Annotated in this window: 17 protein-coding genes and 1 pseudogene; 8 read left to right on the plus strand and 10 right to left on the minus strand. The window is 68.2% G+C overall.

Features of this window, described 5'->3' with window-relative positions; all coding sequences use genetic code 11:
• Window positions 1–23: 23 nt before the first annotated feature.
• On the plus strand, window positions 24–1,160 hold the full coding sequence (locus tag H6927_17825) for a ribonucleotide-diphosphate reductase subunit beta (GenBank protein ID MCP5219943.1): 1,137 nt from the start codon (window positions 24–26) through the stop codon (window positions 1,158–1,160).
• A 161-nt stretch (window positions 1,161–1,321) separates the two neighbouring features.
• Window positions 1,322–1,786 (plus strand): histone, encoded by a 465-nt coding sequence (locus H6927_17830; protein MCP5219944.1) that lies wholly within the window; start codon window positions 1,322–1,324, stop codon window positions 1,784–1,786.
• Window positions 1,787–1,897: 111 nt separating this feature from the next.
• On the opposite strand, the gene H6927_17835 is transcribed toward H6927_17830, so the two are convergent.
• The 7 genes from H6927_17835 to H6927_17865 all read right to left on the minus strand — a co-directional run bounded on the left by H6927_17835 (window position 1,898) and on the right by H6927_17865 (window position 8,010).
• A complete protein-coding gene (locus H6927_17835) occupies window positions 1,898–2,809 on the minus strand; it encodes a carbohydrate kinase family protein (GenBank protein ID MCP5219945.1) in 912 nt (303 codons plus the stop codon).
• A 26-nt stretch (window positions 2,810–2,835) separates the two neighbouring features.
• Entirely contained in the window at window positions 2,836–3,906 is a 1,071-nt protein-coding gene (locus H6927_17840; GenBank protein MCP5219946.1) for a zinc-ribbon domain-containing protein, read from the minus strand.
• A 62-nt stretch (window positions 3,907–3,968) separates the two neighbouring features.
• Window positions 3,969–4,856, minus strand: coding sequence for a 50S ribosomal protein L11 methyltransferase (gene prmA / locus H6927_17845; GenBank protein MCP5219947.1), 888 nt, complete (start codon window positions 4,854–4,856; stop codon window positions 3,969–3,971).
• 90 nt (window positions 4,857–4,946) lie between these two features.
• Window positions 4,947–6,296, minus strand: coding sequence for an acetyl-CoA carboxylase biotin carboxylase subunit (accC, locus tag H6927_17850; GenBank protein ID MCP5219948.1), 1,350 nt, complete (start codon window positions 6,294–6,296; stop codon window positions 4,947–4,949).
• Window positions 6,297–6,315: 19 nt separating this feature from the next.
• Window positions 6,316–6,765, minus strand: coding sequence for an acetyl-CoA carboxylase biotin carboxyl carrier protein (locus H6927_17855; GenBank protein MCP5219949.1), 450 nt, complete (start codon window positions 6,763–6,765; stop codon window positions 6,316–6,318).
• 97 nt (window positions 6,766–6,862) lie between these two features.
• Window positions 6,863–7,417 (minus strand): TlpA family protein disulfide reductase, encoded by a 555-nt coding sequence (locus H6927_17860; GenBank protein MCP5219950.1) that lies wholly within the window; start codon window positions 7,415–7,417, stop codon window positions 6,863–6,865.
• Entirely contained in the window at window positions 7,414–8,010 is a 597-nt protein-coding gene (locus H6927_17865; protein ID MCP5219951.1) for a hypothetical protein, read from the minus strand. Before H6927_17865 ends, H6927_17860 begins: the two co-directional genes overlap by 4 nt.
• A gap of 234 nt (window positions 8,011–8,244) precedes the next feature.
• Here H6927_17865 and H6927_17870 point away from each other — a divergent pair, with 234 nt between their 5' ends.
• Window positions 8,245–9,879, plus strand: coding sequence for a long-chain fatty acid--CoA ligase (locus H6927_17870; protein MCP5219952.1), 1,635 nt, complete (start codon window positions 8,245–8,247; stop codon window positions 9,877–9,879).
• 101 nt (window positions 9,880–9,980) lie between these two features.
• Here H6927_17870 and lysA read toward each other — a convergent pair whose 3' ends face one another.
• From lysA to H6927_17885, 3 genes are read right to left on the minus strand one after another with little or no spacing between them, the layout of a single operon-like run.
• Window positions 9,981–11,279, minus strand: coding sequence for a diaminopimelate decarboxylase (gene lysA, locus H6927_17875; protein ID MCP5219953.1), 1,299 nt, complete (start codon window positions 11,277–11,279; stop codon window positions 9,981–9,983).
• On the minus strand, window positions 11,276–11,515 hold the full coding sequence (locus H6927_17880) for a lipoprotein (GenBank protein ID MCP5219954.1): 240 nt from the start codon (window positions 11,513–11,515) through the stop codon (window positions 11,276–11,278). Before H6927_17880 ends, lysA begins: the two co-directional genes overlap by 4 nt.
• A gap of 43 nt (window positions 11,516–11,558) precedes the next feature.
• Window positions 11,559–13,961, minus strand: a complete 2,403-nt coding sequence (locus H6927_17885) for a penicillin-binding protein 1A (GenBank protein MCP5219955.1) — start codon at window positions 13,959–13,961, stop codon at window positions 11,559–11,561.
• 314 nt (window positions 13,962–14,275) lie between these two features.
• Between H6927_17885 and H6927_17890 the strand changes: the two genes are divergently transcribed.
• The 5 genes and pseudogenes from H6927_17890 to H6927_17910 all read left to right on the plus strand — a co-directional run bounded on the left by H6927_17890 (window position 14,276) and on the right by H6927_17910 (window position 19,349).
• The gene (locus H6927_17890; protein ID MCP5219956.1) at window positions 14,276–15,346 is read left to right on the plus strand and encodes a pilus assembly protein PilM; all 1,071 of its coding nucleotides are present in this window, start codon (window positions 14,276–14,278) and stop codon (window positions 15,344–15,346) included.
• Window positions 15,343–15,921, plus strand: a pseudogene (locus H6927_17895) (PilN domain-containing protein). The gene H6927_17890 and the pseudogene H6927_17895 overlap by 4 nt, the downstream one beginning before the upstream one ends.
• A 52-nt stretch (window positions 15,922–15,973) precedes the next feature.
• The gene (locus tag H6927_17900; protein MCP5219957.1) at window positions 15,974–16,660 is read left to right on the plus strand and encodes a type 4a pilus biogenesis protein PilO; all 687 of its coding nucleotides are present in this window, start codon (window positions 15,974–15,976) and stop codon (window positions 16,658–16,660) included.
• Window positions 16,660–17,202, plus strand: a complete 543-nt coding sequence (locus H6927_17905) for a pilus assembly protein PilP (protein MCP5219958.1) — start codon at window positions 16,660–16,662, stop codon at window positions 17,200–17,202. The genes H6927_17900 and H6927_17905 overlap by 1 nt, the downstream gene beginning before the upstream one ends.
• The gene (locus H6927_17910; protein ID MCP5219959.1) at window positions 17,154–19,349 is read left to right on the plus strand and encodes a type IV pilus secretin PilQ; all 2,196 of its coding nucleotides are present in this window, start codon (window positions 17,154–17,156) and stop codon (window positions 19,347–19,349) included. Before H6927_17905 ends, H6927_17910 begins: the two co-directional genes overlap by 49 nt.
• Window positions 19,350–19,391 lie beyond the last annotated feature (42 nt).

Below are 19,391 nucleotides of genomic sequence, written 5' to 3' on the forward strand. Positions count from 1 at the left end.
ATAATCGGAGCATTGGAAAAATCATGTTGAACTGGAGCGAAGACACCGCACGCATCACGCCGCAGCCGCGGCTGCAGTCGGTGGTGCCGTGGACGCCCGCGCAACCCGTGTCGCCGGTCGCCGCGCGCAGCGAGGGCGGTGGCCGGCGCGTCAACGCCGCCGACAAGCGCATCATCAACGGCCACACCGATGTCAACCAGCTGGTGCCGTTCAAGTACAAGTGGGCCTGGGAAAAGTACCTGGCCACCTGCGCCAACCACTGGATGCCGCAGGAAATCAACATGAACCGCGACATCGCGCTGTGGAAGTCGCCCACGGGCCTGAGCGAGGACGAGCGCCGCATCGTCAAGCGCAACCTGGGCTTCTTCGTCACCGCCGATTCGCTGGCCGCCAACAACATCGTGCTGGGCACCTACCGCCACATCACGGCGCCCGAGTGCCGCCAGTTCCTGCTGCGCCAGGCCTTCGAGGAGGCCATCCACACCCACGCCTACCAATACATCGTCGAATCGCTGGGCCTGGACGAGGCCGAGATCTTCAACGCCTATCACGAGATCGACTCCATCCGCGCCAAGGACGAGTTCCTGATCCCCTTCATTGACGCCATCATGGACCCGGCCTTTGCCACCGGTATGCCCGAGGCCGATCAAAAGCTGCTGAAAAGCCTGATCGTCTTCGCCTGCCTGATGGAGGGCCTGTTCTTCTACGTCGGCTTCACGCAGATCCTGGCGCTGGGCCGGCAGAACAAGATGACCGGCGCGGCCGAGCAGTACCAGTACATCCTGCGCGACGAGTCCATGCACTGCAACTTCGGCATCGACCTGATCAACCAGATCAAGCTGGAGAACCCGCAGCTGTGGACGCCCGCGTTCAAGGCCGAGATCAAGGCTCTGTTCGAGCGCGCCGTCGAGCTGGAATACCGCTACGCCGAGGACACCATGCCGCGCGGCGTGCTGGGCCTGAACGCCTCCATGTTCAAGGGCTACCTGCGCTACATCGCCAACCGCCGTGCCACCCAGATCGGGCTGGAGACGCTCTACCCGGGCGCCGAGAACCCGTTTCCCTGGATGAGCGAAATGATCGACCTGAAGAAGGAACGCAACTTCTTCGAAACCCGCGTCATCGAGTACCAGACCGGTGGCGCGCTGTCATGGGATTGAACGGGTGACGAGCCGCGTGCGCGCTTCCCGTTGGCCGCCTGCAGGCGGCGTTCGTGTTCATGGTCTTGGACTGTATCCAGGGTCATGAATCGTTTCGCGTGTCCCAACAGGCGCGAAGCGTTTCCTGCTGTTGATTGTTCAACTTGATCAAGGAGAAAAAAATGGCAACTGCGAAGAAACCGGCCGCGAAGAAGGCCGTGGCGAAGAAGGCGGCTCCGGCCAAGAAGGCGGCAGCGAAGAAGGCGGCTCCGGCCAAGAAGGCCGCGGCGAAGAAAGCCGCTCCGGCCAAGAAGGCCGTAGCCAAGAAGGCGGCTCCGGCCAAGAAGGCGGCAGCGAAGAAGGCGGCTCCGGCCAAGAAGGCCGCGGCGAAAAAAGCCGCTCCGGCCAAGAAGGCGGTAGCGAAGAAGGCGGCCCCGGCCAAGAAGGCCGCGGTGAAGAAGGTTGCAGCCAAGAAGGCCGCGCCCGCCAAGAAGGCCGTGGTGAAGAAGGTCGCCGCCAAGAAGGCCGCGCCGGCCAAGAAGGCCGCGGCCAAGAAAGCCGCGCCGGCCAAGAAGCCTGCCCCTGCGCCCAAGACCACGCTGAGCCCTCAGGCCGCGTGGCCGTTCCCCACGGCCGCCAAGCCCTGATCGGACGGCCGCTGCCGGTGCCTCCTGGGTGCCGGCAGACGCACTCGACCCGCACGCGCAGTCCCGGCGTGCGGGTTTTTCGTTGCCCGGTGGTGGATGGGCGCGCGTGAACTACGCGGGTTCGCCCAGCAGCACGGCGCGATCCACCGTGTAGTTCTGCGGGCCGCTGGCCGCGACCTTGAGCGCGCCCAGGCGGTTGCCCAGCACGGCGCAGCGCGCCATCGACCAGCCTTGCTCCAGCCCCCACAGCAGCGCGCCGCGCCAGGCATCGCCGCAGCCGGTGGGGTCGACCACGCGCTGCGGCTCGACGGCGGGAACGTGGGTGCGCACGCCGTCCTCCCACACGTCGCAGCCCTCGGCGCCGCGCGTGACGACCAGCGCGCGCACGCGCCGGGACAGCTCGGCCGGCGTCGAGCCCACGCGGTCGCACAGCATCTGGCCTTCGTAGTCATTCACCGCCACCCAGCTGGCCAGCGTCACGAAGTGCGCCAGCTCGGCGCCGTCGAACATGGGCAGGCCCTGGCCGGGGTCGAACACGAAGGGGATGCCGGCGGCATGGAACTGCTCGGCGTGCTGCAGCATGGCGTCGCGCCCGTCCGGGGAGATGATGCCCAGGCGGATGTCCGGCCGCGCCGCGATGCGGTTGACGTGCGCCTGCATCATGGCGCCGGGGTGAAAGGCCGTGATCTGGTTGTTGTCGCGGTCGGTCATGATCATGGCCTGCGCGGTGTAGGTGCCGGCCACCTCGCGCACGAACTCGGTGCTGATGCCCTGGTCGTGCAGGCGCTGCAGGTAGCCGGCGCCGTCGTGCCCCACCGTGGCCATGGGCAGCGGCGTGCCGCCCAGCTGGCGCATGGCGTAGGCGATGTTGCCGGCGCAGCCGCCGAAGTCGCGGCGCAGCTGGGGCACCAGGAACGAGACGTTCAGGATGTGCAGCTGCTCGGGCAGGATCTGCTGTGCAAAGCGCCCCTCGAAGCTCATGATGGTGTCGAACGCGAGGGAGCCGCAAATCAAGCTTGCCATGGTGTGGGGAGGAGGTGCGATGAAGGTCAGGGATAGAAGGCGGTCAGGCGATAGCCTGCCACCGCGTTGGCATCGACGGGGGCACCGATCGTCATGCCCTGGCGGGTGCTGAAGTCGCCACGCGGCGCCAGCGCGGGTGGCGCGCCCAGCTCGGCCGGGGTCAGCACGCGCCGCAGCAGGGGCTGGTTGTCGCGGTCCGTCAGGACCAGCTCCAGCGCCGGGCTGGCCACCGGCCAGTCGGCGCTGTTGCGCAGGCTGACGCTGAAGCGAAACTCGGAGCCGGCCACCCGGTTGAAGGCCGAGCTGTCGATGACGATGGCGTCGAGCTGCCGGTAGGGCCGGATCTGGCAGCCCAGGGGGGCGCACAGCGCGCGCAGCACCGGGGCCGACTGCGGTGCGCGCGCGGCCAGCCAGTCGCGCTGGCCCATCACCCACTGGCCCGCCAGCGCCAGCACGCCCAGCGCGGCCACCAGCCACAACAGGGCGCGCACCGGGCGCGAGGCCCAGAACGCGCGGCGGCGCGCCGCGGCGACGAAGGAGGGCGGCGCTTCCAGCGGCGCGGCTTCCGATGCCGGCTCATCGTCGGGGTGTGGCCGTTCGGGCCAGGGCGTCTCGGTCTCCAGGGGGTCGAGCAGCGCCGGCTCGGTGGCGTGCGTATAGGCCGAGTGGAGCTCGAGGGGATCGGGATCCAGCGAGGGGAGACCGGACGGCTCCGCATCCGGGTCTTCGGGTGCCTCGTCGCGCGCGGGCTCGGCGCTTGGCGCGGTGGCCGATGCGGCTTCGGGCGGATGCTCCTGCGGGAGCTCGGTGGACGGGCCTGCCGCCATCGCCTGCGGCGGCGCTGGGGGGGCTTCGACCCAAGGCACCGGTGGCGGCGGCGGTGGCGCGGCCGCTGGGGGCTCCTGGACCGGCGCTGGCGCGACGGGGGCGTTTGCGGGTGCCGGGGCCGTCGAGGCTTCCCGTGGCAGCAGGTGCGTCGAGGCGTCGAACACCACGCCGCAGTGGCCGCAGCGCACCCAGCCGGCGGCGATGCGGATCTGGTCCGGAACGACCTTGAACAGGGTCGAGCAGGAGGGGCAGCGCGTGACCAGGCTCATGCCACGGGCGGCGGTGTCGTTGCGGCAGGCATGGCGGCGATTGTAGGGACGCGGCCTGGGCTTCAGCCCGGTCGCATGGCCGTCATCAGCACCCAGCCTTCCTGCGTGTCGGCCACCTGCAGGGCGAGCCAGGGGCGATAGGTCTGCTGCAGCTCCTCGGTCTGCCGCTCCAGGATGCCGGCCAGCACCAGCGCGCCACCAGCGGCCACGTGGGCGCACAGCAGGGGCGCCAGCACCTTCAGCGGCGTGGCCAGGATGTTGGCCAGCACCGTGTCGTACAGGCCGTGGGCTGCATCGGGCAGGCCGCTGTGGATGGGCACGCCGTTGGCCGCCGCGTTGGCCTGGGTGGACTGCACGGCCGCTGGGTCGATGTCCACCGCGTCCACCGCGCGGGCGCCGTGCAGGGCGGCGCCGATGGCCAGGATGCCCGAGCCACAGCCGTAGTCCAGCACGCGCTGGTCCGCCGGCGGATGCGCGGCCAGCCAGCGCAGGCACATGCGCGTGGTGGGGTGGGTGCCGGTGCCGAAGGCCAGGCCGGGGTCCAGCCGGATCACGCGCGTGGCGGCGGCCGGCACCTCGTGCCAGCTCGGCACGATCCAGAATTCGGGCGTGATGGCCACCGGGTCGAACTGCGACTGCGTGAGAAGCACCCAGTCCCGCTCGGGCACCGGCGCCACCGACTGCACCTGGCTGCCGGCAAAAAAGTCCTGCGCGGCCAGCAGCGCGGCGGCTTCGCGCGCGGCGGCTTCCTGCGTGAACAGCGCCACCACGGCGGTGCGCGCCCAGCCGGGCGCCGGTGGCGGCAGGCCGGGCTCGCCGAACAGGGCCTGCTCGGCCTGGGTGTCGGCGTCGGCGTCCTCGGCGCTGACGCTGAGTGCATCCAGCGCCTCCAGCGCGTCGCTGATCGGCTCGACGGCCGATTCGGGGCAGACCAGGCGCAGTTCAAACATCTCGGATACTATTGAAAATAGAGCTTGTTGCGCTTGATGGACGCCGGCTGCAAGCCGATTGGGCTTGAAAAACCGGGCCTGCAGGCCTGTCTACTTGCCGCGCTCGGCCAGCCATTTTTCCAGGTAGTGGATGTTGGTGCCGCCTTCGCGAAAGCGCGCGTCCACCAGCAGGTTGCGGTGCAGCGGGATGTTGGTCTGGATGCCTTCGACCACGGTCTCCAGCAGCGCCGTCTGCATGCGGGCGATGGCCTGCTCGCGCGTGTCGCCATAGGCAATGATCTTGCCGATCATCGAGTCGTAGTTGGGCGGCACGAAGTAGTTGTTGTAGACGTGCGAATCGACCCGCACGCCCGGCCCGCCCGGCGGGTGCCACAGCGTGATGCGCCCGGGCGAGGGCGTGAACTTGAACGGGTCCTCGGCGTTGACGCGGCACTCGATGGCGTGGCCGCGCAACTGGATCTGCCGCTGGGTGAAGGGCAGCTTCTCGCCGGCCGCGACCATGATCTGCGTGCGCACGATGTCCACGCCGGTGATCCATTCGGTGACCGGGTGCTCCACCTGCACGCGGGTGTTCATCTCGATGAAGTAGAACTCGCCGTTTTCGTACAGGAACTCGAAGGTGCCGGCGCCGCGGTAGCCGATCTTCTTGCAGGCAGCCACGCAGCGCTCGCCGATGCGCTCGATCTGGCGGCGCGGAATGCCGGGTGCCGGCGCTTCCTCGATCACCTTCTGGTGGCGCCGCTGCATGGAGCAGTCGCGCTCGCCCAGGTAGACCGCGTTCTTGTGCTTGTCGGCCAGGATCTGGATTTCGATGTGGCGCGGGTTCTGGAGAAACTTCTCCATGTACACCGCCGGGTTGTTGAAGGCGGCCGCGGCCTCGGCCTTGGTGGTCTGTACCGCGCCCAGCAGCGCCGCCTCGGTGTGCACCACGCGCATGCCGCGCCCGCCGCCGCCGCCGGCGGCCTTGATGATGACCGGGTAGCCGATGGCCTTGGCGATGCGGCGCACGGCCGCCGGGTCGTCGGGCAGCTCGCCGTCGGAGCCGGGCACGCAGGGCACGCCGGCCTTGGTCATGGCCTGCTTGGCCGACACCTTGTCGCCCATGATGCGGATCGACTGCGGCGTGGGGCCGATGAACTGGAAGCCGCTTTGCTCCACGCGCTCGGCGAAGTCGGCGTTCTCGCTCAGAAAGCCGTAGCCGGGGTGGATGGCCTCGGCGTCGGTCACCTCGGCGGCCGAGATGATGGCCGGCATGTTGAGGTAGCTCTGCCCCGAGGGCGCCGGGCCGATGCACACGGCCTCGTCGGCCAGGCGCACGTACTTGGCGTCCTTGTCGGCCTCCGAATAGACCATCACGGCCTTGATGCCCAGCTCGCGGCAGGCGCGCTGAACGCGTAACGCGATCTCGCCCCGATTGGCGACCAGAATCTTCTTGAACATCCGCTGGCTCCGCGGTTCGTTATTCGATGACGAACAGCGGCTGCCCGTACTCGACCGCCTGGCCGTTTTCGCCCAGCACCTGGGTGATGGTGCCGGACTTCTCGGCCTCGATCTCGTTGAGGATCTTCATCGCCTCGATGATGCAGATCACGTCGCCCTCGTTGACTTTCTGGCCCACCTCGACGAACGGGCTGCCCCCCGGGCTGGCCGAGCGGTAGAAGGTGCCGACCATGGGCGACTTGACGACGAAACCGGTGACCGCCGGTTCGGCTGGCGCCGCCGCCACGGGCGCGGCCACGGCGGCGGGCGCCGCCACCGGGACGGCCTGTACGGGCACGGCAGCCACGGCGGGAGCGGCCAGGCCGGCCTTGACGATGCGCACCTTGCCCTCGGCCTCGGTGATCTCGAGCTCGGACACGTTCGACTCGGACACCAGGTCGATCAAGGTCTTGAGTTTTCGCAGGTCCATTTTTGAAACGCTTTCGTGGAAATTGCAGCCATTTTATCGAACTTAAGGCCAAGTTCGACTTTTTGTTTCATGGCCCGCAGGGACGGGGCGGCGCTTTTCAGCGCAGCCAGGCGGCCAGATCCTCGGGCTTCAACTGGCCCAGCTTGCGGTGCTGGATGGCGCCTTGTCGATCGAATACCACGGTAAAAGGCAGTCCACCGGCGGCATTTCCCAGCTTTTTCGTCCATTCGACGCCGGTGGGGCCGGCCATGGCAATGGGGTAGCTGACCGGGGTGCGGGCCAGGAAGCGCTGGACCAGATCGACCTGATCGATGGCCAATCCAAGCATTTGCCAGCCGTTGTCCTTGGTTTGCGTGTAGAAACGGCTTAGCAGCGGCATTTCTTCCACGCAGGGCGGGCACCAGGTGGCCCAGAAGTTGATCAGCAGCGGGCGGCCCTTCAGGTCGGCCATGGCCAGGGGAGCGCCGGCGGGCGTGCTGAAGCGGTGCTGCCACAGATCGCTGGTGTCGGGCTCGTGCAGCGCGAAACGCCGCCAGGCCAGGGTGGCGCCGGCAATGCCGGCGGCAGCGCCCACCGCGGCGGCCAGGGCCCAGCGGCGGGTGGGGTTGCCAGCAGCGGGGGCTGCTGCGCCGGGCTGGCGTTCGGCGCTCATGCACAGGCCTCGTCGTTCAGCCGCGCGGCCAGCGCCGCGGCATCGCCCTGGCGGGGGCGGCCGTCGGCGCCCGGCCTGAGCGCGCCGCGCAGGGCGTCGTAGTCCTGGATCGTCAGATGGATGCCGATGGGCTCGCCCAGCTCGGGGCAGGGCGCCGAAAAGCTGAGCACGTCCGCCGCCGGGCCGGGCCTGCCGGCCGCGGGGCGCACGTCGTAGCGCACGCCGCGGTCGATCAGCGCGATCTCGGCCGACTTGGGGTCGTTGCAGTACAGCTGCAGATGAATGTCGCTGCGGCGCGTGGCGGTGCCGTTCCACACGGCGCCCTGGATGTGCGGGCGAAAGGCGGCCAGGCGCTGCATCCAGGCCAGGGCCAGCTGCCGCAAGGCCTGCAGCTCGCCGGGCTGGGTGTCGGCGTGGAACAGGTCGATGTAAGCGCGCACTTCGGTTTCGATCGCGTCGTTGTCGGGCAGGGCCGTGCGCGCCGGCGCGCCCAACTGCTTGTGCGCGCGCCGTTTGGCGCTGCCGTAGTCCAGGCCTTCTTCCACCACCAGCCGCGCGGCGGTGGCGGCCAGTTCTTGCCTCAGGGTTTCCATGGGGCGCATTGTGCCCGCTCAGAGGGTGAGAGGAAATCGACCGTGCCCGAAAGGCGCGTCAGAATGCTGTCCATCAAGGCGCAAAACGCAGTCATGGCTGGGGCCATGGCGAGTATTTGCAACGACGATGGGCGGCGTTTTGGCGTGCAAGGCGGGCATGGGGGATTGCCTCTCACCCTCTCACGTCGGCTGCCGGCGTAAAGTCGATTCAAGGCAACACGCCAAGGAGGCACGATGCAAAGCACGATGATGAACGCGCCGCTGTCGCTCAACCACCTGCTGGAGCGGGCGGGGCGGCTGTTTGCCGGCAACGAGATCGTCTCGCGCCGGCCCGACAAGTCGCTGGTGCGCCACAGCTACGGCGCGTTTTACCGTCGCACGCGGGCGCTGGCGTCGGCGCTGCAAGGGCTGGGGCTGCGCAAGGGCGATCGCGTGGCCACGCTGTGCTGGAACCACCATGCGCACCTGGAGTGCTACTTCGGCATTCCGGCCGCGGGCGGGGTGATGCACACGCTGAACCTGCGCCTGGCGCCGGAGGAGATCGGCTGGATCGCCGGCGACGCGCAGGACCGCTTCCTGGTGATCGACGACGTGCTGCTGCCGCTGTACGAGCAGTTCAAGCACCGCCATGCGTTCGAGCAGGTCATCGTGTTTCCCTTTTCGGGCGGCCAGCCGGCGCCCGAGGGCCTGCTGGACTACGAGGCGCTGCTGGCCGGCGCCGACCCGGACGGCCTGGCCTACACCCCGCACGACGAGAACGACCCGGTGGCCATGTGTTACACCAGCGGCACCACCGGCCGGCCCAAGGGGGTGGTGTATTCGCACCGCTCCACCGTGCTGCATTCGCTGGTGGGCAGCCTGCCGGACTTTTGCGGCGTGCACGGCAGCGACGTGGTGCTGCCCGTCACGCCCATGTTCCACGCCAACAGCTGGGGCATGCCCTACATGGCGGTCATGATGGGCGCCAAGCTGGTGTTTCCGGGCCCGCACATGCACCCCGACGACCTGCTCGACCTGATGACCGCCGAGCCGCCCACGCTGGCGCTGGGCGTGCCCACCATCTGGATGACGCTGATCCAGACCTACGACGCCTCGCTCAAGCCCGGCTCGGCCAACGCCGGCCGCTGGAAGCTGCCCACCGGCCTGCGCTCGCTGGTCGGCGGCGCGGCCGTGCCCGAGGCGCTGATCCGCGCCTTCGACGCCCACGGCATCTGGATCATGCAGGGCTGGGGCATGACCGAGACCAGCCCGGTGGCCACCGTCAGCTACCCGCGCGCCGAGCTGCAGGGCGCCTCGGCCGACGAGAAATACCGGCGTGCGGCCATGGCCGGCGTGCCCGTGCCGCTGGTGGAGCTGCGCGCGCGCGGCGACGACGGCCGCGACCAGCCCTGGGACGGCCACAGCGTGGGCGAGATCCAGGTGCGCGGGCCCTTCATCACGGGCAGCTACCACCAGGTCGGATCGCCCGCCGACAAGTTCACCGACGACGGCTGGCTGCGCACCGGCGACGTGGCCAGCGTGGACGCGCTGGGCTTCGTCAAGATCAGCGACCGCACCAAGGACCTGATCAAGTCGGGCGGCGAGTGGATCAGTTCGGTCGACCTGGAGAACGCGCTGATGGCCCACCCGGCCGTGGCCGAGGCGGCCGTCGTCGCCATCCCCGACGCGAAGTGGGGCGAGCGCCCGCTGGCCTGCGTGGTGCTCAAGCCGGGCGAGCAGGCGACGCCCGAGGCGCTGGACGCCCTGCTGCTGGCCAAGTCCTTCGCCAGGTGGCAGCTGCCCGAGCGCTACGAATTCATCGACGCCGTGCCGCGCACCTCGACCGGCAAGTTCTGGAAGCTCAAGCTGCGCGAAAGATTTCCGAACTGAGCCGCGCGGTGCTTTCAGATACTATGAAATCGATAGCTTAATCGGATTGATTCAAGCGGGCCAGAGGCTGATTTGGCTTGAAATCAGGCCCAAGCCGGACGTCAAACGGTTTCGCCCCGCCACAAATCCTGCACCGCCTCGCGCCGGCGCACCACGCGCGCCTGCGCGCCATCGACCAGCACCTCGGCCGCGCGCGGGCGGGTGTTGTAGTTGCTGGCCATGCTCATGCAATAGGCGCCGGCCGACAGCACGGCCAGGTGCTCGCCGGGCTGCACCGCCAGGGGCCGGTCGCGGCCCAGCCAGTCGCCGCTTTCGCACACCGGGCCCACCACGTCGTAGACGGTCGCGGCCGCGCCGGGCGCTGCCTGGCGCAGCGGCACGATGCGGTGAAAGGCCTCGTACAGCGCCGGGCGCGGCAGGTCGTTCATGGCGGCGTCGACGATGCAGAAATTCTTGTGCTCGCTGGGCTTGAGGTACAGCACCTCGGTCAGGCACAGGCCGGCATTGCCCACCAGCGAGCGGCCGGGCTCGATCATCAGCGCCCGGCCGCCATAGCCGCGCGCGTCCAGGCGCGCCAGCAGGGCGGCCCACAGCGTGTCGGCGGCGGGGGGCGTGTCGCCCGCGTAGTCGATGCCCAGGCCGCCGCCCAGGTCGATGTGGTGGATGCGGATGCCGTCGGACTCGATGGCGTCCACCAGGTCCAGCACGCGGTCGAGCGCCTCCACGTAGGGCGCGACCTCGGTGATCTGCGAGCCGATGTGGCAGTCGATGCCCGCCACCTGCAGCCCCGGCAGGCGGGCGGCGTGCCGGTAGGCGGCCAGCGCCTGCTCGTGCGCGATGCCGAACTTGTTGCCCTTCAGGCCGGTGGAGATGTAGGGATGCGTGCGGGCGTCCACGTTCGGGTTGACGCGGATGCTGACGGGCGCGCGCCGGCCACAGGCCCGGGCCACCTCGTCGATGACGTCCAGCTCGGCCAGGCTCTCGACGTTGAAGCAGCGGATGCCCGCCTCGAGCGCGCGGCGGATCTCGGCGCGCGTCTTGCCGATGCCCGAGAACACGATCTTGCCGGCCGCGCCGCCGGCGGCCAGCACGCGCTCCAGCTCGCCGCCCGAGACAATGTCGAAGCCGCAGCCGGCGTCGGCAAAGACCTTCAGCACGGCCAGCGTCGAGTTGGCCTTCATGGCGTAGCAGATCAGCGCCTCGCGTCCTGCCAGGCCGCGCTGGTAGGCGGCCAGCGCGCCCAGCATGGCGGCCTTGGAATACACGAACAGCGGCGTGCCGTGGCGCTGCGCCAGCTCGGCCAGCGCCACGTCCTCCAGCATCAACTGGCCGTCGCGGTACGCGACGAAGGGGGTGCCGGGCAGGGGAGCGTCGGCGTGCGCGGGTGCGGACGGTGTCATTGGATCTCGGGCAGGTTGGGCAGGGGTGGTGGCGGTACCGCGGCGGGCGCCCGGCTGGCGGGCGCCGTGGGCGCGGCGGCCGCGCCGCCGAACACGGTTTGCGGCAGCGTGGCGCGCTGCGCCGCGGCCGGGGTGCTGGGAATGAAGAGCGGCCCCTTCTGGCCGCAGGCGCTCAGCGCCGCGGCGGCCAGGATGGCCAAGGCGATGCGGGCAAGCGGTGGGGGCAGAAGCGGCATGGCGCGGATTCTAGTGACGCGCCGGCGTGCGCCCGCCGCCTTGCTAGTTCTTGAACAGATCCAGGATGCGGTTGCGCTCGCCGCCGGCCGGCGCGGCGGCGCCCAGGGGGCTGCCGATCTCGGCCGGGGCCTCGGGCTCTTGCCGTCCGGCGCCGTCCAGGTTGGCGATGCCGCCGCCATGCGCGTACTCGTCGTACAGCCAGTCGTCGCCCACCTTGGTCACGCCCGCCGGGGGCTTGAGCTGCGCCACCGGCACGCCCTTGAGCGCCGTCTGCATGAAGTTGATCCAGATCGGCAGCGACAGGCCGCCGCCCGTCTCGCGTGTGCCCAGGTTGCGCGGCGTGTCGTAGCCGATCCACACCGAGGCCACCAGCGTCGGCTGGTAGCCGGTGAACCAGGCGTCCATCGAGTCGTTGGTGGTCCCCGTCTTGCCGTACAGGTCGGGCCGCTTGAGCGTGGCCTGCGCGCGCGCCGCCGTGCCGCTGCGCGCCACCTCGTTGAGCATGGTGTTCATGACGAAGGCGTTGCGCGCGTTGATGGCGCGGTTGTCCTCCGTGGGCGGCGTAGGGTGGCTTTCGACCAGCACCTTGCCGGTGTGGTCGGTGACGCGCGTGATGAGGTAGGGGTTGACGCGCCAGCCGCCGTTGGCGAACACCGCAAAGCCGGTGGCCATCTGCATCGGCGTGACCGAGCCGGCGCCCAGCGCCATGGTCAGGTAGGGCGGGTGCTTGTCGGGATCGAAGCCGAAGTGGGCGATCCAGTCCTGCGCGTAGCGCGGCGTGATGGCCTGCAGCACGCGGATCGAGATCATGTTGCGCGAGCGCGCCAGGCCGCGCTTGAGCGTCATCGGGCCCTCGAAGCCGCCCTCGTAGTTCTTGGGCTCCCAGGGCTGGCCGCCGGTGACGCTGGCGTCGAAGAACAGCGGCGCGTCGTCGACGATGGTGGTGGGCGAAAAGCCCTTTTCGAGCGCCGCCGAGTACACGAAGGGCTTGAAGCCCGAGCCGGGCTGGCGCCAGGCCTGCGTGACGTGGTTGAACTTGTTCTTGCCGTAGTCGAAGCCGCCCACCAGGGCCTTGACGGCGCCGTCGCGCGGATCGAGCGCCACCAGCGCGCCCTCGACCTCGGGCAACTGGGCCACGTCCCAGCTGTTGTCGTCCTTGCGCACCACGCGGATCACCGCGCCGGGGCGGATTTGCACCGCCGGCGCCGCGCGCGGCGACAGGCCCGAGCGGGCCGCGCGCAGGCCGTTGCCGGTGATCTCGATGGTGTCGCCACCGGCCAGCACCGCTTCGATCTTGCGCTCGCTGGCCTGGGTGACCACGGCAGCCGACAGATCGCCGATGTCCGGGTAGTCGGCCAGCGTGTCGCCGATGAAGGCCTCGCGCTCGTCGGCGGCCTTGGGCAGGTCGACGAACTTTTCGGGGCCCCGGTAGGCCTGGCGGCGCTCGTAGTCCATGATGCCGCGGCGCAAGGCGTCGTAGGCCGCCTGCTGGTCGTCGGCCTTGATGCTGGTGTAGACCTTCAGGCCGCGCACGTAGGTCTGCTCGCCGTACTGCTCGAACATCATGCGGCGCACCATCTCGGCCACGTACTCGGCGTGCACGCGGTCGCGGCTGCTGCTGGGGCGGATGTGCAGCTCCTGCGCCTTGGCCTGCGCCGCCTGCTCGGCGGTGATGAAGCCGTTCTCGACCATGCGGTCGATGATGTGCAGCTGGCGCTCCTTGGCGCGGGCGAAGTTGGCGATCGGGTTGGCGGTGGACGGGAACTTGGGAATGCCCGCCAGCATCGCCGCCTCGGCGATGGTCACGTCCTTCAGCGGCTTGCCGAAATAGGTCTCGGCGGCGGCGGCAAAGCCGTAGGCGCGATTGCCCAGGAAGATCTGGTTCATGTAGATCTCCAGGATCTGGTCCTTGGTCAGCTGGTGCTCCAGCTTGAGCGTGAGCAGCATCTCGTAGATCTTGCGCGTGTAGGTCTTCTCCGACGTGAGGTACACGTTGCGCGCCACCTGCATGGTGATGGTGGACGCGCCCTGGCTCTTCTCACGCCCCAGGTTGGCCAGCGCGGCGCGCAGCACGCCCACGTAATCGATGCCGTTGTGCTCGTAAAAGCGCGCATCTTCGATCGCCAGGACGGCATCTTTCATCACCTTCGGGATTTGGCCGATCGGCGTGAGGGTGCGCCGCTCCTCGCCGAACTCGCCGATGAGCTGGCCTTCGGCGGTGTACACCCGCAATGGCAGCTTGGGGTGGTAGTTGGACAGGCCCGAGACGTCGGGCAGGTTCGGGTAGGCGATGGCCAGGGCCATCAGGCCTGCCAGACCGGCGCACAAGGCCAGGGCCACCACGGTACCGCCGGCCCACAGCAGTCCCTTGGCAAGCCAGGCGGGCCAGCGGGCGCTGCGGGGCGCGCGCGGCTCGGAAGAATGGGTTGAGCGGTCAGCAGGCATGTGAAACGGGAAGGAGTTCGTCGAAAGGAGCGGGGTGCGGCAACGCACCGAACCCCGACGCGGGCTCGGTCCCATGGCGTCGGCGCCCGATTGTGGCGGCAGGCCTGCCGGTGTGCACGTCAGCAGGCTGCAACGGCCGGCACCCGTTGGCAAAAACTGTTACAGCACGCCCGATCGTCGGTTTTTGACAACGTCAAGGATGAAAAGCCACGTTGACGGGCTTTTTCCACTGGCCGGTGTGCTGATAGCATTCAATCAATTTATTAAGTGTGTTCTACTTCTGCAATAGAAAGTAACCGGATACTGCTTTGAACATGGGTTCGCTGTTCGATCGTCAGCCGGCCCCCCTGGTGGGGCTGGATGTGAGCGCATCCAGCATCAAGCTGGTCGAGCTGTCCCGCGATCGCGCCGGTCGCTTCACGCTGGATCGTTGCGCGATCGAGCCGCTCGAGCGCGGCTGGATCAACGAGGGCAACTTCGAGAAGTTCGACGAAGTGGTCGACGCCGCGCGCCGCCTGATCAAGAAAAGCGGCACCAAGGCCAAGAACGTCGCCATGGCGCTGCCGGCCTCGCTGGTCATCAGCAAGAAGATCATTTTACCCGGCGGGTTGAGCGAGCGCGAGCTGGAGGCCCAGGTCGAGCTCGAGGCCAACCAGTACATCCCGTTCTCGCTCGACGAGGTCAGCCTGGATTTCTGCGTCATCGGCCCCAGCCCCAGTTCGGCCGGCGATGTCGAGGTCATGATCGCCGCCTCGCGCAAGGAAAAGGTCGAGGACCGCCAGGGCCTGGCCGAGGCCATCGGGCTCACGCCCATGGTGATGGACGTCGAGTCCTATGCGTCGCGCCTGGCCGCGGCGCGGGTGCTCGAGCAGCTGCCCGGTGGCGGCGCCAATGCCGTGGTGGCCCTGTTCGAGATCGGTGGCCTGTCCTCCACCCTGCAGGTGCTGCGCGAGGACGAGTTGCTGTACGAGCGCGACCAGGTGTTTGGTGGTGCGCAGCTCACCCAGCTGCTGATGCGCCAGTATGGCTTCACCGCCGAGGAGGCCGAGGCCAAGAAGCGCGCCAACGAGTTGCCCGAAGACTATGCCCAGACCGTGCTGGCCCCGTTTGTCCAGAACCTGGCGCAGGAAGTCGAGCGCGCGCTCAAGTTCTTCTTCACCAGCACGCCGCACAACCGGGTGGACATGATCCTGCTGGCCGGCGGCAGCGCCGGCCTGCACGGCCTGACCGAGGCCATCACGGAGGCCACCTCGTTCCCGTGCCAGATGATCAATCCGTTCGATGGCATGGAACTGGGGCGTGGCGTGCGCGAGCAGAAGGTGCTGCGCGAGGCACCGTCCTACCTGACCGCCTGTGGCCTGGCCATGCGGAGGTTTTTGCGATGATTTTGCTCAACCTGCTGCCCCATCGGGAGATGGCGCGCAAGCGTGCGCGCCAGGTGTTCAACGGCTCCCTGGTCGGCGCGGTGGTCATCGGCGCCCTGATCGCGGGGCTGGCTTACCTGTGGCTGCAGGGACGCATCGACGAGCAGCAGGCCCGCAACGCCTTCCTGACGCGCGAGATCGCCAAGCTGGACCAGGAAATCAAGGAAGTTGCCTCGCTGCAAAGCGAGATCGCGGCCCTGAAGGCGCGCCAGGAGGCGGTCGAGAACCTGCAGGCCGACCGCAACATGCCGGTGCATTTGCTCAACGAGGCTGTCCGGCAGTTGCCCGACGGCCTGTACCTGAGCAAGATCAAGCAGGAAAACCAGAACGTCCTGCTCGAGGGCGTGGCGCAGTCCAACGAGCGCGTATCCGAGCTGCTGCGCAACCTGTCGCGCGCCAGTCCGTGGATCACCAAACCCGAGCTGATCGAGATCGTTGCCAAGAACCTCGGATTGGGCCCGCGCGAGCAGCGCCGCGTTTACAACTTCACCATCCGCGTCCAGTTGCAGCGCGCCAGCGATGCGAAGGCAGCCGCACCCGGCGCCGCGGCCGGCCAACGTCCCCGCGTGAGCAAAGGGCTCCAGCGTCATGGCTCGCAAGTCTTCATCCAACATCGATTTTCGGCAAGCGTTCGAGGGATTGAGCGGGCAGTTCCGTGGTCTCGATACGCGCGATCCATCGTCCTGGCCGGCACTGCCGCGCTACGCACTGCTGGTGCTGGTCGCGGCGGTGATGGTGGTCATCCTCTGGTTCGCCTGGCTCAAGGGTGTCAATGAAGAGCTCGAAGGCGATCAGGCCAGGGAGCTGACCCTGCGCAACGACTACCGCGGCAAGCTGCAGAAGGCCGTCAGCCTGGAAGAGCTGAAGAAGCAGCGCGTGCAGGTGCTGCAATACGTTAACCTGCTCGAAAAGCAGTTGCCCAACAAGGCCGAGATGGATGCCCTGCTGTCGGACATCAACCAGGCGGGCCTGGGCCGCAGCCTGCAGTTCGAGTTGTTCCGGCCAGGGCATCTGGTGGCCAAGGATTACTACGCGGAGCTGCCCATCGCCCTCAAGGTGACCGGCCGCTACCACGACATCGGCGCTTTCAGCTCCGACATTGCCCATCTGTCACGCATCGTCACGCTCAACAACCTGTCGGTGGTGCCCAGCGGCGACAAGGACAAGTCCGGCATGCTGGTGCTGGAGGCCACGGCCAAGACCTTCCGCTACCTTGACCCCGAAGAGATTGCGGCGCAGCAAAAGGCTGCAGCCAAGCCGGGAGCCAAGAAATGATGGCGCGCGCTGGATGGTGGGTCCTGGCCTGTGGCGTGGCCGCCCTGCTGGGCGGCTGCGAGCCGGCGCAGGAGGACTTGCGGCAGTGGATGGCCGAGCAAAGGCACCAGATGGTGCCCAAGGTCACGCCCCTGGCCGAGCCCAAGAAATACGTGCCGCAGGACTACACCGAGTCCGCGGCGGCTGATCCTTTCGGCCACGAACGCCTGACGCAGGCGCTGCGGCGCGAGTCCGGCGTCAAGGGCTCGGGCGACTCGCTGATCGCGCCCGAGCTCAATCGGCGCAAGGAGCCGCTCGAGGCTTTTCCGCTGGACGCCATGTCCATGGTGGGCAGCCTCGACCGCGGCGGCAAGCGGGTGGCGTTGGTGCGGGTCGACAAGCTGCTCTACCAGGTCAAGGTGGGCGACTACCTGGGTCAAAACTACGGGCGGGTAACCCAGATCAGCGAAAGCGACGTGGGTTTGCGGGAAATTGTGCAGGACGCTGCCGGCGAATGGATCGAGCGCAACGCCCAGTTGCAGTTGCAGGAGAAAAAACGATGAGCAAGTGGATGCCGAACGGCCGGCAGGTGCGCGTGGCTGCGCTGGGCTTGATGGCCTTCGGGGCCACCACGATGGCCATGGCCCAGGCGCGGATCGAGTCGATCACGAGCTCGATTCAGGGCGGCGCCGAAGTCGTCCGCATCGAACTGAACGAAGCCCTGATCGCGCCGCCCGCTGGTTTTGCGGTGCAGTCGCCGGCGCGCATCGCGCTCGACTTCCCCGGTGTCGTCAGCGGCCTGGCGCACAGCAACATCGCCATCGACCAGGGCAATCTGCGCGGCGCCAACGTGGCGCAGGGCAGCAACCGTACCCGCGTGGTGCTCAACCTCAAGCAGCCCACCACCTACCAGACCGAGTTGCAGGGCCGCGCGGTGCTGGTCACGCTGGGGACCGTGGCCGCCAGTGCCACGCCGGCGCCCGCCACCAGCGCGTTTGCCGAAAGCCACGTCGACACCGAGCAGCCGCTGCAAGGCATCGACTTTCGCCGCAGCACCGACAACGCCGGGCGCGTGGTGGTCGACCTGCCCAGCGACCAGGTGGGCGTGGACATCAAGCAGCAGGGGCAAAAGCTGGTGGTCGAGTTCCTGAAGACCAGCCTGCCCGAAGGCCTGCGCCGCAAGCTCGACGTGTCCGACTTCGGCACCCCCGTGCAAACCATCACCACCGTGCAGTCGGGCGACCGCGTGCGCATGGTGATCGAGCCCAAGGGCGCATGGGAGCACAGCGCCTACCAGAGCGACAAGCAGCTGGTGGTCGAGGTGCGCCAGCAAAAGTCCAACCCCGACAAGCTGACCCAGGGGCAGGGCTACCGCGGCGAGAAGCTGTCGTTGAACTTCCAGGACATCGACGTGCGCTCGCTGCTGCAGGTGATCGCCGACTTCACCAACTTCAACATCGTCACCTCCGACTCGGTCCAGGGCAACCTGACACTGCGCCTGAAGGACGTGCCCTGGGACCAGGCGCTGGACATCATCCTGCAGGCCAAGAACCTGGGCATGAAGCGCGTGGGCAATGTGCTGCAGATCGCGCCCAAAGATGAAATGGCCGCCAAGGAAAAGGCCGACCTGGAAGCCCAGGCCGCCATCCGCAACCTGGAGCCGCTGCGCACCCAGTCTTTCCAGCTCAACTACACCAAGGCTGAGGACATCAAGCAGCAGTTGATCTCGTCCTCCGGCTCCGGCGGTGGCGGCGGCGGCGCCGCCAACTCGGGCAGCCTGCTCAGCTCGCGTGGCAGCGTCATCGCCGAACCGCGCACCAACCAGCTGTTCATCTCTGACATCCCCTCGCGCCTGGAGCAGATTCAGGATATGATCACCAAGCTGGACGTGCCGGTGCGCCAGGTGCTGATCGAGGCGCGCATCGTCGAGGCCACCGACACCTTCGGCAAGTCCTTGGGCGTCAAGCTGGGCGGCGCTGACCTGCGCGGCGTGCGCGGCGGCGACCCGGGCTACGCCGTGGGCAGCAACCGTCTGGCCTTTGGCGGCAACTACAACGCCATCACCTCGACCACCGGCCAGACCGACGCGGGCGGCCTCACCTCGACCACCTCGCAGTTTCTGAGCCTGCCCGCGCTGGGCCTGGCAGGTGCCTCGCCGGCCAGCTTCGCCATCTCGCTGTTCAGTTCGGCCGCCAACCGCTTCCTCAACCTGGAGCTGTCCGCGCTGGAGGCCGACGGCAAGGGCAAGATCGTTTCCAGCCCGCGCGTGGTCACGGCCGACCAGACCAAGGCGCTGATTGAGCAGGGCACCGAGTTTGCCTACCAGCAGGCCACCAGCAGCGGCGCCACGGCGGTGGCCTTCCGCAAGGCTGTGCTCAAGCTCGAGGTCACGCCGCAGATCACGCCCGAGGGCAACATCATCCTCGATCTGGATGTCAACAAGGACAGCCCCGGCGGCGTGGTTGAAGGCGCCATGTCCATCAACACCAAGCGCGTCAAGACCCAGGTGCTGGTCGAGAACGGCGGCACCGTGGTGATCGGCGGCATCTTCGAGCTGACCGAGACCGACCAGGAAAACAAGGTGCCCTTGCTGGGCGACGTGCCCGTGCTGGGCAACCTGTTCAAGCAGCGCACGCGCCAGGCCCAGAAGCAGGAAATGCTGGTGTTCATCACGCCGAAGATGATTTCAGACCGCGGCGCGGTGCGCTGACCACCCGGCCCGCAGGCTCCGTTCATCGATTTGTTGTCCTAA

The organism is Burkholderiaceae bacterium, from assembly GCA_024235995.1.
Lineage (GTDB): Bacteria > Pseudomonadota > Gammaproteobacteria > Burkholderiales > Burkholderiaceae_C > Ottowia.